Source organism: Thermoleptolyngbya sp. C42_A2020_037 (assembly GCF_015272455.1).
Lineage (GTDB): Bacteria > Cyanobacteriota > Cyanobacteriia > Elainellales > Elainellaceae > Thermoleptolyngbya.
The window spans coordinates 1-15,184 of sequence record NZ_JACYLP010000057.1; the positions used below are offsets into that span (position 1 = coordinate 1).

The 15,184-nt window shown below is 56.2% G+C and carries 15 protein-coding genes and 1 pseudogene; 6 read left to right on the forward strand and 10 right to left on the reverse strand.

The features are described from left to right. Window positions 1-273: pseudogene (locus tag IGS16_RS20855) on the reverse strand (IS4 family transposase); the annotation flags it as partial. Window positions 274-362: 89 nt separating this feature from the next. Here IGS16_RS20855 and IGS16_RS22410 point away from each other — a divergent pair. After that, window positions 363-749, forward strand: a complete 387-nt coding sequence (locus tag IGS16_RS22410; protein WP_367185842.1) for a transposase — start codon at window positions 363-365, stop codon at window positions 747-749. Here the strand turns inward: IGS16_RS22410 and IGS16_RS20860 are convergent. The 6 genes from IGS16_RS20860 to psaK form a co-directional block, all read right to left on the reverse strand. Beyond that, the gene (locus IGS16_RS20860) at window positions 744-1,286 is read right to left on the reverse strand and encodes a hypothetical protein (protein WP_297088813.1); all 543 of its coding nucleotides are present in this window, start codon (window positions 1,284-1,286) and stop codon (window positions 744-746) included. The genes IGS16_RS22410 and IGS16_RS20860 overlap by 6 nt on opposite strands. 65 nt (window positions 1,287-1,351) lie before the next feature. Beyond that, a protein-coding gene (gene prfB / locus IGS16_RS20865; protein WP_367185854.1) for a peptide chain release factor 2 occupies window positions 1,352-2,474 on the reverse strand; the annotation gives its coding sequence in 2 pieces (ribosomal slippage) (window positions 1,352-2,401 and window positions 2,403-2,474; 1,122 coding nt in all). Window positions 2,475-2,580: 106 nt separating this feature from the next. After that, entirely contained in the window at window positions 2,581-5,115 is a 2,535-nt protein-coding gene (locus IGS16_RS20870; RefSeq protein WP_297088817.1) for an HDIG domain-containing metalloprotein, read from the reverse strand. Window positions 5,116-5,353: 238 nt separating this feature from the next. Further along, window positions 5,354-6,937 carry a D-alanyl-D-alanine carboxypeptidase/D-alanyl-D-alanine-endopeptidase gene (dacB, locus tag IGS16_RS20875; protein ID WP_297088819.1) on the reverse strand — a complete coding sequence of 528 codons (1,584 nt, stop codon included), beginning with the start codon at window positions 6,935-6,937 and terminating at the stop codon, window positions 5,354-5,356. Continuing rightward, a complete protein-coding gene (locus IGS16_RS20880; RefSeq protein ID WP_172353753.1) occupies window positions 6,934-7,305 on the reverse strand; it encodes a hypothetical protein in 372 nt (123 codons plus the stop codon). The genes dacB and IGS16_RS20880 overlap by 4 nt, the downstream gene beginning before the upstream one ends. Before the next feature lie 236 nt (window positions 7,306-7,541). Then, complete coding sequence (gene psaK / locus IGS16_RS20885; protein WP_068516001.1) at window positions 7,542-7,802, reverse strand: photosystem I reaction center subunit PsaK; 261 nt, start codon at window positions 7,800-7,802, stop codon at window positions 7,542-7,544. A 356-nt stretch (window positions 7,803-8,158) separates the two neighbouring features. On the opposite strand from psaK, the gene IGS16_RS20890 reads away from it, so the two are divergent. Continuing rightward, window positions 8,159-8,851: a phosphoribosyltransferase gene (locus IGS16_RS20890; protein ID WP_297088821.1), complete on the forward strand. Its 693-nt coding sequence runs from the start codon at window positions 8,159-8,161 to the stop codon at window positions 8,849-8,851. Between the two features lie 95 nt (window positions 8,852-8,946). Here the strand turns inward: IGS16_RS20890 and IGS16_RS20895 are convergent, their stop codons facing one another. Together IGS16_RS20895 and IGS16_RS20900 are read right to left on the reverse strand one after the other, a co-directional pair. Next, entirely contained in the window at window positions 8,947-9,159 is a 213-nt protein-coding gene (locus IGS16_RS20895) for a DUF2555 domain-containing protein (protein ID WP_172353751.1), read from the reverse strand. 141 nt (window positions 9,160-9,300) lie between these two features. Further along, complete coding sequence (locus IGS16_RS20900; protein ID WP_068508361.1) at window positions 9,301-9,963, reverse strand: alpha/beta hydrolase; 663 nt, start codon at window positions 9,961-9,963, stop codon at window positions 9,301-9,303. 483 nt (window positions 9,964-10,446) lie between these two features. On the opposite strand from IGS16_RS20900, the gene purH reads away from it, so the two are divergent. The 4 genes from purH (at window position 10,447) to psb27 (ending at window position 13,872) form a co-directional block, all read left to right on the forward strand. Further along, the gene (purH, locus tag IGS16_RS20905; protein WP_297088826.1) at window positions 10,447-12,027 is read left to right on the forward strand and encodes a bifunctional phosphoribosylaminoimidazolecarboxamide formyltransferase/IMP cyclohydrolase; all 1,581 of its coding nucleotides are present in this window, start codon (window positions 10,447-10,449) and stop codon (window positions 12,025-12,027) included. A 233-nt stretch (window positions 12,028-12,260) separates the two neighbouring features. Then, window positions 12,261-12,566, forward strand: coding sequence for a hypothetical protein (locus IGS16_RS20910; protein ID WP_068508364.1), 306 nt, complete (start codon window positions 12,261-12,263; stop codon window positions 12,564-12,566). A gap of 288 nt (window positions 12,567-12,854) precedes the next feature. After that, on the forward strand, window positions 12,855-13,337 hold the full coding sequence (locus IGS16_RS20915; RefSeq protein WP_297088828.1) for a DUF4079 domain-containing protein: 483 nt from the start codon (window positions 12,855-12,857) through the stop codon (window positions 13,335-13,337). A 136-nt stretch (window positions 13,338-13,473) separates the two neighbouring features. Next, window positions 13,474-13,872, forward strand: coding sequence for a photosystem II protein Psb27 (gene psb27, locus IGS16_RS20920; RefSeq protein ID WP_068508368.1), 399 nt, complete (start codon window positions 13,474-13,476; stop codon window positions 13,870-13,872). Between the two features lie 134 nt (window positions 13,873-14,006). On the opposite strand, the gene IGS16_RS20925 is transcribed toward psb27, so the two are convergent. Next, complete coding sequence (locus IGS16_RS20925) at window positions 14,007-15,104, reverse strand: adenosine deaminase (protein WP_297088830.1); 1,098 nt, start codon at window positions 15,102-15,104, stop codon at window positions 14,007-14,009. Between the last annotated feature and the right edge of the window lie 80 nt (window positions 15,105-15,184).

Here is a 15,184-nt window from a genome sequence, read left to right on the forward strand (position 1 = left end):
TGTGCTTACCTCAACAACCTGCTCTAATTTCCTCTCAAGAAGGTGACATGCACCCTCCTGTCGAGTCTTGCAGGCTTTAGAAAAGGTGGAAATGTCAACCTTGATTCCTGATTTGTTGAGACGATAGAACAAGCTCCTCATGCTCGTTAAGCTCTGGTCTAAAACGAAGGTTAACCAGATTTCAAAGAACAAGCGAGAGTTCAAAATAGGGTAGTTGTGGGGGCACAACTGCTTGAGTATCGATTTGACAAGTGCAGGAAATGACAGTAGCATCTTACGTATTGTTTTTGTTTGTTGGGGGCTAGAATACTACATTCTGCCCCCATTTTTTGTATGTTGAGCTATCTTTCAACACCTCTGAGTTGGAACATGAGCGCTATCGAGTCGTTTGGTTTTGCGACCTGGAGAGTCAAACGGAGTTTCGGTTGGCAACGAATGTAGACCTGATGACGAATGAAGAGATTAGTGAAGTCTATCGACATCGGTGGCAGATAGAAGTGCTGTGGAAGTTTCTAAAGATGCACTTGAAGCTAGATAAACTAATCTCTAAGAGTGTCAATGGAGTCACCATACAAATCTACATGGTATTGATTGCCTACTTGATTCTTCAATTGATAGAAATTCCAGCGTTTTATGGTCATCAGTTACTCGATAAGTTGCGCTATTTGCAACTTGAATTGAGTCGCCGCTGTTCAATCGTCCATTGGAGCCACGATCTGCTGCCTGAGACACTCGTAGGAGCTTCATAGGGTCAAATGTAAAGTTTTATGTCTCAATTCAACACTTCTGGTACATGACCAATCTCGAATGAGATTTACTTCAGCCATGTCAGCTTCGCTAGTTCCTTCGAAAACTAAATCATGCTTTGCTTGTAGCTCTTGTGAAAAATATCCATCAACCGAGGCGCGTGATAACTCAGGATCACTGTACTCTGACTCAAAACTATAGAGCGCAAGCATCTCATACCCGCCTTCTATAGTTTCTGGTGTGTAATAGCCTGGGAAGATACTGGTGGTTTGTAAAAGAGTTTCTACTTCAAGATTTAGAAACCAATCCTTTAGCTCGTCAAGAGATTTACAAGAGCTATTTAAATCAGTCCCAAAAACTTCGGCGGAGTAGGTTGCGTCTTCGTTATAGAGTTCATCTGATTTTGAGATAGATAGAATGAATACCCTATCTTTTTCGTCCCTAAAAATTGACAATTCAACCAAGTTTTCATCAAGGAACTTTCCATACTTGTCTACAAGCTCTGAAAAGATTGAAATGTGATGTAGTGCTTTTTTCATAGAAGTCGCTGAAAAGTTTCAAGTGAATAAACCCTCGATGCATAAACAATCGGCTTGTGGAGCTTCTAGAGCGTTGCATCATTGACCACCTGATTCTCCTGCCGCAGGCTGGCTTCAATGAAGGCATCCAGGTCGCCATTCATCACGTCGGTCACGGCAGTAGTTTCGACATTTGTGCGAACGTCCTTCACCATCTGGTACGGATGAAACACATAGTTGCGAATCTGGTTGCCCCAGGCGGCTTCTACCATGTCGCCCCGGATGTCGGCGATTTCTTTGGCACGTTGCTCTTTGGCAATCACCAGCAGCTTGGCCTTCAGGCGGGCCAGGGCTTTTTCTTTGTTCTGAAGCTGCGATCGCTCTTCGGTGCAGCGCACCAAGATCCCCGTCGGCAGGTGGCGCACCAGCACCCCCGTTTCCACCTTGTTCACGTTTTGTCCGCCCTTGCCACCAGAGCGCATGGTGGTAATTTCCAGATCCTTTTCGGGAATGTCGAGGGTTACTGAGTCGTCGAGAATTGGCATCACCTCCACGCCTGCAAAGCTGGTTTGCCGCTTGTCGTTGGCGTTGAAGGGCGAAATCCGCACCAGGCGATGGGTTCCCTTTTCGTTTTTCAAATAGCCGTAGGCGTAGCGCCCGTCAATTTCTAGCGTGGCAGATTTGATGCCCGCTTCGTCGCCCTCCGACAGTTCCGACAGCGATACTTTATAGCCGTGGCTTTCGCCCCAGCGGGTATACATCCGCAGCAGCATCTCAGCCCAGTCTTGCGCGTCGGTGCCGCCTGCGCCCGCGTTAATCGTCAGCACGGCACCCCGGTCGTCGTATTCGCCAGAGAGCAACTGCTGAAGCTCCCACTGGTCGAGTTCGCGGCTCATCTGGCTGAGGCTGTCCTGCGCTTCTTGCAGCAGCGATTCGTCGGATTCCAGTTCCAACAGTTCCAGCACTGCCTGGGCATCGTCTAGGGTGGTTTTCCAGCGCTGCACCTGCTCGACGTGGGATTTCAGGTCGTTGAGTTCTTGCAGCACTCGCTGGGCCTGGGTCTGGTTGTCCCAAAAGTCGGGCTGCGAGGCGACCTGCTCTAGGTCTTGGATTTTGGCGTTTAGAGCAGGCAGGTCAAAGATAGTCCTGGGTATGACCCAGGCGATCAGACAACTGTTCGATGCTGCGCTTGATGTCGGACGAATCGATCATTGGGATTTAGCGTAAAGGGTTCGGTTGAGTCTTGGGACGGGCGGTGAAGAGGCGCTGGATTGGGGTATTGCCTCACCTTCAAACCCCCCAATCCCTGGAACCCTTATTTTACCTCTGCGGCTGGAGCTTTGGGGGCGGCGATCGCCTTCGGGTAGGCAATCCGCTGGTGGTTAAACTGTTGCCACACCTGCACAAAGACTTCGGCAATCCGAGGCATTTCCGCTCGCTCTAAGCCCGAATCGACCAACTGATTGTCTTGCCAGCGGGCGTAGAGGATGCGGTTGACCATCGCCAGCGCGTCTTTGGGTGTGGCATCTTTGAGCGATCGCAGCGCGGCTTCGCAGGAATCGGCCAGCATGACAATGCCCGTCTCGCGGGATTGAGGAATCGGCCCATCGTAGCGAAAATCTGCCTCGCGCAGGATGAGCGACGGATTGGCTTTGACGCGCTGCTGGGCTTCGTGGAAAAAGTAGCCGACCAGCATCGTGCCCTGGTGTTCAGGAATAAAGGCGCGGATGGCGCGAGGCAGGCGATAGCGGCGGGCCATGGCCTCGCCTTCGGTGACGTGCTTTTTAATAATGCTGGCGCTCACCCAGGGGTCGTCAATGCTGTCGTGCTTGTTGGGGCCGCCCATCTGGTTTTCGATAAAGCCCTTCGGGTCATGCATCTTGCCAATGTCGTGATACAGCGTTCCTGCTCGCACCAGTTCCACGTTGCAGCCCAGCTCACGGGCCGCTGCCTCCGCCAGGGTAGACACAAACAGCGTGTGCTGAAAGGTGCCGGGGGCTTCTTCGGCCAGTCGCTTGAGTAGCGGCCGGTTGGGGTTCGACAGTTCCACCAGCCGAATCGGGGTCACTAGGTCAAAGGCTTGCTCCAGGTAGGGACTGATGCCCAGCGCGACGATGCTCCAGGCAACGCCCAGCAAGCCCTGCGTCACCGAGGCCATGAGGATGGTATACCAGACAATGCCGCTGCCGCCGCTGACGATCAGGCTCAGCAGCAGGTAGACCAGCCCTTGCGTCAGCCCGACGGCTCCCCCCAGCAGGGCAAGTTCTTCGCGCGATCGCAGTCGGCCCGCCATCACCGCCCCCAGCAGGCTGCTGACGGAACTGGCAAACAGGTGGCGACTGCCGACATTCATCCCCAGCGGCAGGGCCAAGCTGAGAAATGCTGCAACCGTCGCGCCCAGTGGCGATCCATAGAACGTGCTGACCAGCAGCCCCACGGCGGGGAGCGTCGTGGTCGATGCGCCCAGCGCTAGCAGCACCGGGGTACTCAGCACCAGCAGCATCACCAGCACATAGTCGCGCCGTCGAAAACCGGGGTGAAAGCGTCTTTCCAGCAGGAGAAATGCCGCCACGCCGCCGCTCACTAGGGCCGCAAAGCTGGTCAGCCCAAACCAGTTGATCCCGCGCTGGCTCAGCCCAAAGTGGTCGAGCAGCACAAAGTCTTCCTGGGTAATGACATCTCCCTGCTCAACAATGACTTCACCCCGTCGAATGGACACCATAACTGGCTCAACTGCCTGGGCAGCCTGCTCTGCCTGGAGCCGAGTTTGGGTTGGGTCTTGGATCAGGTTTGGCTCGATGGCAGAAATCAGCAGGGTGCTAGCCAGGGGCAACGTGTTGGCGGGCAGGTCGGTTCCCATCTGAATGCGAATGGCATCTTTCAAGATGCTATTGGGCAGACCGGGCGCAACTCCCTGAGTAAGGATTCGTTCGAGAGCGCGGCGGGTTTTGACTTTGGTATCTAGCCATTCGGTATCAGAGAGTTGCAGCACAGCAGGAGAATAGAGGCTGGCTCCTGCTTCCGGCGTGTTTGATAACTCCGCCAGGGCGATCGCATAGTTTTGGCGGGCCCGCACGATGACTCGCTTCAGCGCCGAAAAATCTTCTTCTGACATGGAGCGTCGCTGATTTTGCAGTTCCAGAATGGCAAGCTGCTGAGCCGATCGCGATGGTGGCTCTCGTCCGCTTAAGGCAGATGGAGTCGAGGGCAATGGCAGGCGACTGGCGGTCGATTCGACTGCCGCAATGATGGATTCCCACTCTGCCTTGGAGGTTTGCCGCAGGTGGGATTGCGTTGCAGTAGACAGAGTGCCTGTAGAAACGTAAGGAAAGGGGCCGGCCATCTGGCGCAGTGCGTCCCCTTCATCCAAGAGGCGCTGAATATTTTGATAAACGCGCTGGTTGACCGCTGGATCGATCATCAGCACAGGCAGCGCACCCAGGCGGGCAGCCATCCGCTTTTCTTCGGTTGACTTGCTATCCAGCACCGTTGCATTCTCTACGGCCCGCAGCGTTTGGGGAGCAACGGTGCCCACGGCAAGCTGAGGCTCGTTATAGAACCGATAGCCAATCACGCTTGTCAGCGTCAGCACTGCCAGCAGCGCGTAGGCCCGGGGATAGGCACAGGTCGAAGAAAAGGAAGACTTGCGACGGCGAGCCGGGGGACAGAGCCAGTCTTGCCCCAGCCGCGCCGCCTGGGAAACCTGGAGCCACAGACGGTTGGCATGTTCGCTAGAAAAACGAGCCGGCGGAGTACCAGGTTGCTTGCCAGGGCGCAGACTGCCTGGTTTAGAGCGATGTCTTTGCCGCCCCGGTTCAAACTGTTTGGAAAATCCTCGGAACAGTTTCATCAGCGCACCAAGTGGCACTTAATTAAAGGGCTATGGCGATCGCACCAAATTCGAGACGATCCTTTTTCTACAAGCGTTCTTAACCAGCCAGTCAAAAACTTAAATCCATCTCACCAGCCACAGATCTCTAGTATAAGCAGTATAGGCGAGGGGTCACTTTACAAAAGGATAGAGCAGGGTTGATTCGTGGAGCAACGGGGAAACACACCCTGGAGGATGGGGTTCAGGAGGATGGGGTTCACTCGCAGGATTGCAGCTGAGCGATTCGCAGCACCAGATTGTCTATCGTTGGGCGGACGGTTCGCACAGGCTGGTCAAAATGATTGACCAAGATGCTGATCGCTAGGGGCGGATGCTGGGGTGGCTCCAGATAGCCCGACAGTGAGGCGATGCCGCTGATGGCTCCAGTCTTGCCCCAGAGCCTTCCCTGCACGGGCGTATTGCGGAAGCGGCTTTGCAGGGTGCCACTGCTGCCGGCCACGGCCAGCGAGTCGCGAAACACGCGGGCATTGGGGGTGCGGGCGATCGCCCTCAGGGTTTCCACCAGCGATTCTGGGCTAGCCAGGTTTTTGCGAGCCAGCCCAGAACCATCGACGGGGGCGTAGCTGTCGGCGGATACGCCCAGTTGGGTCAGCGTCGCCTTGAGAGCCGTGATTCCGGCAGAGAGGCTATTGGCGGACTGGTCAGGCAATTGCTCTGCGCCCAAAATTCTCAGCATTGCCTCGGCGTAGAGGTTTTCGCTGTTGGCGTTGGTGGGTTTGAGCAATTCCGACAGTGGTGCAGAGGCGATGCTGGCGATTTCGGGTTCCGTGAGGCGAGTGGGTGTGGTGGCGATCGCCACAGGGCCGAGCGCAATGCCCTGGCTACGGAGCGATCGCCGCAGTCGGTTGATGAAGTGGCGGATTGGATCGGTGACGGGGATGATTTCTAGCTCTGCGGCGCTGCCGACCCGCAGTTGGCCGCTCACCCGCAGCAGCAGTCGGTCAAAGGCGCGGCGGACGGCTGTAAATTCGGCTTCGCTGGCGGCGACGGTGCGAGAGCGATTGTCGATGGCCCAGCCCGCGCCATCGGCCGGGTCGCGCCACACGACGCGGAGGGGCTGCCCCAGCGCCTGGGGAACCAACTGAAGGGCGATCGTATTGCCATCCACCATCACACTGCTGATGGGTGCGCCGTAGCCCGCCTGGGCATCTTCCCAGTCCCAGTTGGGGTTCACCTCGTCGCCCTGGAAATAGGAGGCATCGACCGTCAGGTGATCGATGCGGGTGATGCCCTGTGCCTTGAGTTGTGTGGTCAGCATATCAAGTTGGGCAGTGGTGAGCGTAGGGTCGCCGCGCCCCACCAGCCGCAGCCGAACTTGCCCTGTCTCTGCTGTCTCACGGTCGCTTGCGTCTCGGTAGATAGAGGTGCGAATGCGAAAGGCGGGGCCGAGGGCCGTCAGCGTGGCTGCTGTGGTGAAGACTTTGGCATTGGAAGCAGGAATGAAAAACTGGTCTGCTTCGCGGGTATAGAGCGTGTCGCCCGTGTCGAGCGATCGCACCAATACGCCCCAGCGCGATCGCGGCACAGGCTCTGCATTCAGCAGCGCGTCCAGTTGCCCTGGCAAATCTGCCGCGCAGAAACTGCCGGGAGATTGGGCAATTTGGGGATTTTGGATTTTGGATTTTGGATTTTGGTTGGGGTCTGGGTTAGGAACTTGGCTTTGGGCGATCGCCGTGGACGGGTTCCCACTGCCCAACAGCGCTAGGAGCGCGGCGAAGACGATCGGGGCTTTCTGGCTGCGGTGCCAGCCCTGCCAGCCGCCCTGCCAGCCGACGCTCAAAGCCGCTCCTCTAGGGGCTTGCAGAAAGTCTCCACGCCCGTTTTTTGTACGTAAATGGCAACCAACGTCGCCAGATCAACGGGCAGCACCATTTCGGCTGCTAGAAGCTGGATGCCCAGGGCGATCGCCCCTGTTTCCAGGTGACCTCGAACACCAGACTGGCAAACGTAGACCCGCCAGCGCTTGGCAAAACCATCGAGCCAGCCTTCTGACTGATCGGGTTCCTGTCCTTCCCGCAGCGCCAGGGCGATCGCCGCATCTTCCAAATCTCCTTCGCAATCTTCCAGCATGGTCAATGCTGCCAGGGCCTCAGGATTTTCGGCTAGTTCGGCGCGATAACGAACCAATTCATCAGGCGAGACAATCATGCAGGATTTGGGCAAACGTAAAAGGGTGACGACTCTGGTACATCATAGAGCAGCGTTGAGCAGCATTGGGAAAGACGCGCCGTGAGTCTTCAGGAACCCAATGATTAACGCGGCTTGCTGCAAGCCTGCGACACTCTTGCGAAGCACCAAAGTCGTCAACTATGAAACACTGCCAGACGAAACACTGCCAGACCCTGCCTACAGAGATCTTGGCGGCTTCTGCCAGCTTCTTGGGGCTATAGTGCGCCCATGCTGGCTAGTCCCAAAATCACTCCCGCGCCAAGGATATGTCCTAGAGAGGTCGTTCCCAGCAGCGCTCCCAAGCCCATGCCGCCAAACATGTTAGAGGAGGGTAGCTCTGGCCCAACGCTGGGCTGTTGAATTGTGAATTTGCCAATGGCGATCGCCAGAATGTTGCACAGGATCATGACAATTGCCGTTTTGGGGCCCCATTCCAGGGTGGTGGGCACGGCAGCAAGTAACGGGGAAATGAACAAGGCTCGATCTCCTAAGTCATGAAAAGAGGAATGAATTCAGAATGCTGATCTTTCCCACGCTCCGCAGGCCCCCGGCCAGCAAACCTGCCTTCCCGAAACCTCCGGCGGGCGAAAGATTAGCTTAAGGGCACTAGTATCAAAAAACGGACAACCTCTGGCATAGTTTGCATCAATAGTTAACGTTTGCCGCAACAAAATTCTACAAAGGGCAATCGTCCCCCGTTGCGCTGGTTGTGGGTTGCGCCCCGTGCGTTTTGCTAACAAAGCCTGGAAAGATCGGTCATGATCGAGAGTGATATTCTTAGTTTCTCCTTTATCCCCTCGCCCCTGACCCCTCTCACCCCCGGAGGGCCAACATGTCCAACCGACTGCCGCTGCGCGATCGCCTGGATGCCGGACAACAGCTTGCACCGCTGGTTGCCGCCGAGGTGAGCCTGCTGCGGTTTCGCTATCCCGATGCCCAACCACTGGTCTACGCGCTGCCCAGGGGGGGCATTCCGGTGGCAGCGCCGATTGCCCAGAGCTTGCGCTGTCCGTTGGACGTAATGGTAGCTAAAAAAGTGACGCGCCCCGACAATCCAGAGTTTGCGATTGGGGCGGTGACGGCCGATGGCCAGGTGATGCGATCGCGCCATGCCGGGATGATGGAAACGCGAACATTGCTATGGCGGAGCGCAGTGCAAACCGCACAGGCGAGCGCTCGTATCCAGCAAGACTTGTTTTCGGGAGGCATGAAGCCGAATGATCCCCGTGGGGCGATCGCCATTCTGGTCGATGACGGCATTGCCACCGGGCTGACGATGGCCGCTGCCGCTCGTGCCCTGCAAGCCAAGCATCCAGCGGCAGTGATCATTTGTGCGCCCGTTGCGCCCTCGCGGGTTGTGCCGTTTCTCAAGCATTGGAGCGATCGCATCGTCCTGTTGGCGGCTCCGCGCTCTTTTCTCAGCGTCAGCCGCTTCTATGTCGAGTTTCCCCAGGTCGAAACCGAAGAAGCCCTGGACATCCTCAAGCGCCATCATCAAATGCTTCAGGAGTCAGGGCTTCATTAGGCTGGATGCATTAACGCTGTGAAACCTGAAGTAAAATCTAGACGAGAACCCTTAGATTCAGGCTCCTGGGTGGATATGACGGTCGTGAACTGTGTTCAGGACTCGTCGTAGGCTTCCATGTCTAGCAGGTAGTAGTAGGGTTCTGCCAGTTCGGGGCGCTGGAAGGCGATCGCCCTCAGCAGGTGCCAGTCGCGCAGCCCTTCAAAGACGTTTGCATAGTCGTCTTGTTCGAGCCGCTTCGCCAGGTTTTCCACCTCGCCCTCGGTCATTTGGGCGACATCTTGCTCGCAAAAGTCCAGTGTACGCATGGCTCGCCCTCCAAATTCCGACTAGTCAGAAAGCAATCCTTTAGAAAGCAATTCCCCAGAGTAGACCCCCATCCATACCTCCGCGGGCTTCGCTGCCTGCGTAGGCTTCGCTGAGAGCCATAGACCTCTACATCTCCTATCCTATTCGCTCCGGCTCGCTGACAACCGTATTTCTTCTGTAAAGTTTTGCGCCAATTTCAGCACCTCTGGGGTAATTTCGTGACCCGTTGATAGCTCGTGATACCGCACCGATAGCCCCGCCGATTGCAGGACATCGCGCGATCGCCGGGCCGCACCAATCGGCACCACCAAATCTTGCTGACCATGCACCATCAGCACGGGTGGGGGCAGCGCGATCCCCAGTTGGGGTGGCCCGTGCAAATAGCCGCTCAGCACCAGCAGCCCCGCCAGCGGCAGACTCAGACCGACCTCCAAAGCCATCGCGCCGCCCTGCGAAAAGCCCGCCAGCAGCGTTTTTTCTAGCGGCACACCCGTGATCGAAACGAGCGATCGCAGCCATTCTGTTAGTCGGACAGCGCTCTCCCGCAGCTTGGGCTGATTCACGAATTCTGGATCGCTCTCGAAGGAATAGCCATCGGGCAAGTCGTACCAAACGCAACCTGTGGGCCCGTAGGGATAGGGAAACGGTGCATCAGGAAACAGCAGTTGCATCGTCGGCAAATCCAGCATCAGCGCCAGCGAAGCCACATCCTGGGCATTGGCTCCCCAGCCATGCAGCATGACCAGCAGCGCTTCCGGCGGTTTTCCGCTGCGGGGCGGGATGGAAATCGCTCTCAGAGACACAGTCTTCCTCTTGGTAGAAATTCAGCAGGAGTGTAAAAAGGATTGATGCGTGTGGACTCTGGATAGTGGTTATTAGGGGTAATTTTGGGCGGCGACTCTAGAGGTTAGGGGAGCTTGGCGCTGACTCTGCCTTGGCGGAGCCATTCAGCCAGAGTGCGAATTTAGCGAACCCAGGTTTAGACCTCCAGACGGCGATCGCCCTGAACGCAGTTCCATCAAAATCAAACGCGGTTCGATCAAATCATTCGATCAAATCATAAGTTTCCCAGCCCATTGTTTCCATATACTCTGAGTATTCTGAGGAAGCGTCAACCGCAGCTTGTTAGCAGTCCTTTAGTCCTTTCACGCAAGTGCGTCAGCCAGACGAACTAGTTAAGTGTTTTCATGAAGTGGTGAGGCGCTTGCGTGAAGTGTTTCAGCCGTTATGCCGCCATCATTCGGGTTCGAGTCGGTTTAGAGTCGTTTTTGAGTTAGTAGAGTGCCATGACCCGTTTAGCTCTTCTGAGCGTTTCTGACAAAACCGGACTGGTGGCGTTTGCCCGCCAGCTTGTAGAAACGTTCAATTTTTCGATTATCAGTAGCGGTGGCACTGCCGAAGCGCTGAAGGCGGCAGGCATCCCAGTTACCAAAGTTTCTGACTACACGGGTTCCCCTGAAATCCTCGGTGGGCGCGTAAAGACGCTGCATCCCCGGATTCACGGCGGCATTCTGGCCCGACGGGACGTTCCTCAAGACCTGACCGATCTAGAGGCAAACCAGATTCAGCCGATTGACCTGGTGGTGGTGAATCTCTATCCCTTTGAGCAGACCATTGCCCAACCGGGTGTGTCGCTGGCAGAAGCGGTGGAGCAGATCGATATCGGCGGCCCGGCAATGCTGCGGGCTTCGGCCAAAAACTTTGCCCATGTCACCGTGCTGTGCAATCCGGCGCAGTATGACGAATATCTGACGGAATTGCGGCAGGGGGATGGTCAGGTGTCGTTTGAGTTTCGCCGAGCCTGCGCCTTGGCAGGATTTTCGCACACGGCGAAGTATGACGCGGCGATCGCCACCTACCTGGCCGCGCAATCGGCAACCCGCGAACCCATTGCCGCAGAATCGACCAGCGAGCATCCAGCTTCGATTGCCCTTACGGGTCGCCTGCTGCAACCGCTGCGCTATGGCGAAAACCCCCATCAGCCTGCCGCCTGGTATCAAACTGGGGAATCGCCCAGGGGCTGGGCAGCAGCAACCCAGCTCCAGGGCAAGGAGTTGAGCTATAACAACTTGGTCGATCTGGAGGCGGCGCGGCAGATTGTGGCGGAGTTTGACGATGCGCCTGGTGCGCCTGCCGCTGCTGTGATTATCAAACACACCAATCCCTGCGGCGTGGCGCTAGGCAATACCCTGCTGGAGGCCTATACCAAAGCCTATGAAGCCGACTCGACCTCGGCCTTCGGCGGCATTGTGGCGCTGAATCGACCCATCGATGGGCAAACGGCGGCAGCATTGACCCAGACCTTTTTGGAATGCGTAGTTGCGCCGGGGTGTGATGCGGCGGCGGCAGAAATCCTGGCGGCAAAGTCCAAAGTGCGCGTGCTAACGCTGCCCGACCTGCACACGGGCCCAGCGCAGACGGTGAGGGCGATCGCCGGAGGACTGCTGGTTCAAGCCGCTGACGACCTCCCCATTGACATCAGCCAGTGGAAAGTGGCGACCGAAAAAGCGCCGACCGACGACCAGTGGGCAGAACTGCGCTTTGCCTGGGCGGTCTGCAAGCACGTCAAATCCAACGCCATTGTGGTCACAAACCACCGCACCACGCTGGGCATTGGCGCAGGACAGATGAACCGGGTCGGCTCTGTGAAGCTGGCGCTGGAGCAGGCGGGCGATCGCGCTAGGGGCGCAATTTTAGCCAGTGACGGCTTTTTCCCGTTTGACGATTCGGTGCGGCAGGCGGCGGCAGCGGGGATCGTGGCGATCGCCCAGCCCGGCGGCAGTCTGCGCGATGCCGAGTCGATTCAGGCCGCAAACGAGCTGGGATTGGCTATGATTTTCACGGGCGTTCGCCATTTCTTGCATTAGGTTTTCCTGATTGCACTTCGTCGCCCAGATGTTCAAGTCGTAAAAACTGCATAACAACTAGCAGCCCATCGCTCGACTTTCCAGTAATTTCCCGATTTCCGTCTTATTTCGCGGGAAACGTACAACAGGACTCGTCAAGATTCAGCCATTGGGCTGCTGTTCTGCGCGAACTCCCTGTTTTAAGTTTTCACTCAAGCTGTTGTTCAGCATTCACTTTATATCTAGGTAATCGCATGGTTTCTGATGCACCCCTGCCCCAAGAAGTCGCTGTCACCATCCTGCTCGATGGCGGCACGCAGCAAACGGTCACAATTCAGTCCAACAACATGCTCCTGCAAGAGTTGTTTGAGACACTGGTCGCACCCCCTGAAAACCGCCCCCAGCGCCTTTTCCAGATTCCAATTACCGAAGGCAAAGCGATTCTCTGCTTTCCGAGCGATCGCCTCGTGGGCCTGGTTACCGAGCCGCCCATCATTCTGCGCCAACAGCCCCAGAACGAACCCAGCAACGCTACTGACTCGCTCTTGCCAGGGATGTAGCGCGATCGCCCCCTGAGAGAAGGGTTACTAGCCCTACGCCCAGGCTTTCATCCGCAAACAAGTCTCCGAGCAAGTTCTCGCTGGGAGGCTTGTTTTTTTGGAGGTGATCCTTTTCGGAACTGATTCGGAACTGAACTGATTCGGAACTGATCTGATTCGGAACCGATCTGACCGCCTCCGCCTCCCGTCCATCCTGCTAGTCTCTTCCCAGTGACGCTAATTGTGCTAATTTTTATTACAGTGCAGTTAGATTTTTTTAAGATTTGAGGCGCAGAGAGGGAGAGCGTAATGAGTCCTGAGCTTTTGCAGTCGCTCAAGGTTTACAGCCAGTTTGTTCACCCGATCCTGATGTGGGTTTTGTTTGGGCTAACGATCTACGCCATGTATCTGGGCGTTCAGCTTCGGCGCACGCGCTCCGCCGAGGGCGAGGTCAAAAAAGCATTGCTCAAAGGGCGTTTCAATATCCGCCATCACCAGATTGGCTCGATCTTGCTGGCGACGATGGTGCTGGGCACGCTGGGCGGCATGGCTGCCACCTATATCAACAGCGGCAAGCTGTTTGTCAATCCCCACCTGCTGGTGGGCCTGGGCATGACGGGCATAATTGCCACCTCTGCTGCACTGACCCCGTTTATGCAGAAGGGCAACGATGCGGCCCGCTATGCCCACATCACGCTGAACGTGATCCTGCTGGTTCTATTTGGCTGGCAGGCTATCACCGGAATGCAGATTGTGCAAAACGTCGTGAACCGCATGACGGGTAACGCCTGAGGGCTAAGGGTTGCTGGGTTGGCGTTTCGTGCTGGGGCGATCGCCAACTCAAGTTATGATGAAAAACGACGCTTTTTCCCAGTTTTTGATTTTGACGGTCGCTTTCCAATTGCCGATTTTTAGTTGCCGAGGTTCTATGAAGACTTTTCTAACTCGTCTGTTTGCCCTGGTGCTGGTGTGTGTCATTGGATTGACGGGCTGCTCCAGTGCGTCGGGAAATCTCAGTGGCAACTATCGGCAAGATACGCTGGCGCTGATTGGCAGCCTGCGGAACGCACTAGAACTGCCCGATGGCACGCCTGAAAAGGCCGCCGCCCAATCCGAAGCCCGCCAGCTAATTAACGACTTCTCAGCCCGATATCGTCGAGACAACTCGCTGCTCAAGCTGGGTTCCTTCACTACCATGCGGACAGCGCTGAATTCTCTGGCGGGGCACTATAGCTCCTATCCAAATCGCCCTGTTCCTGCCAAGCTGAAGGAGCGTTTGGAACTGGAATTCAAGCAGGTCGAGTCTGCACTAAAGCGCGAAGCGTAGGGGCGTTGAGCAACGGGTTTACATCAGAGAAATTACGAGCAGAGGGAAGTCAGAGCGTCTTCCCTCTTTTGCTATCTATGAACTGCTCACAATCACATTTATGGCTCAGGTTTCGGCCCAAGTCGTGCCTCGTATCATGACTCAGGCAACTGCAACCCTGAAACCGCGCTCTCTTTTCTAGAATCAGTCTGTGCTTCGGAGCCGTTCGGCGGGTCAGAGTCTGCTCGCAAAATCGTATTCAGGATCAGCTCCGGACGCTGCGGGTGCTTCCAAGCAAAGGCGTGACGGAAAGCCGCATCCTGACAGGCTCGCAACTGCTTGAATCCGATGATGTCGTGAGTCAGCAGCGTTTCATATTCAAACGGCAACCGCACGTTATGCAGTCCAGCGTTGTCGGTGCAGATGGCGATATCCACGCCCGCCTCAAAGCAGCGGTCGAAGACGACCTTAAGCTGATGCAGGTCTTGCAGTGTGCCGGTTTTTAAGTACGTGGTGGGGCAGACCTCCAGGCATTGCCCCTGGGCCGCCACCTGGGGCAGCAGTTCGGGGTGCTTTAGCGGAATCTGGATGCCGTGGCCAATCCGCATCAGGTAGGGCAAGAGTTCGGGATAGCAGCCTTCTTCGGTTTCATACAAGTGCCCGGTGGTGTTGAGGTCGAGCGATCGCGCGTAGTCATATAGCCGGATGAATTCATCGAGGCGATCGCCATACAGCCCGTCTCCACCTGCCAAATCCACGCCACACACCACATCGCGCCGTGCCGCCGCCAGATCGACGATCGCCCGGTTTACTTCGTAGGGTAGCCGTGAGTGCATACAGAGGATTTGGCTAGTGACGATGGGATACTCGACAATCTGGCTGGCGCGGCCCACCACCTCCACAATCTGGCTCATTAATGAGATGCGATCGCCCTGGCTGAGATGCTCCGGCGTTCTCAAATACGGCGTATAGCGCAATTCCAAATAGGCCAAATTCTCAAACACGTATGCCCCGCGCATCAGGCGATAGATAAAGTAGGGCAGGGTATCTTCCGTCTGCACGCTTTCCACCAGCGTATGCAACTCTAGATATTCCGCCAGCGTATTGCGCGGGCGCGTATAAAAATCCTCAAACTCGGCATAGTCGGCAAATCGTCCTGCCAAGTCTGCCTGGTTGCGCTGAAAATAGCGCCAGAGAATCCGAGGGACGACGGAACCACCCAGATGGCGGTGCAATTCGGCATATAGCGTCACAAGATACCTCTCAATCTAGTTGTTAACTCGCCTGCATTTCACTCAAAGCCACGCACTGCATTTTTCTCAAGTTGAGCTTT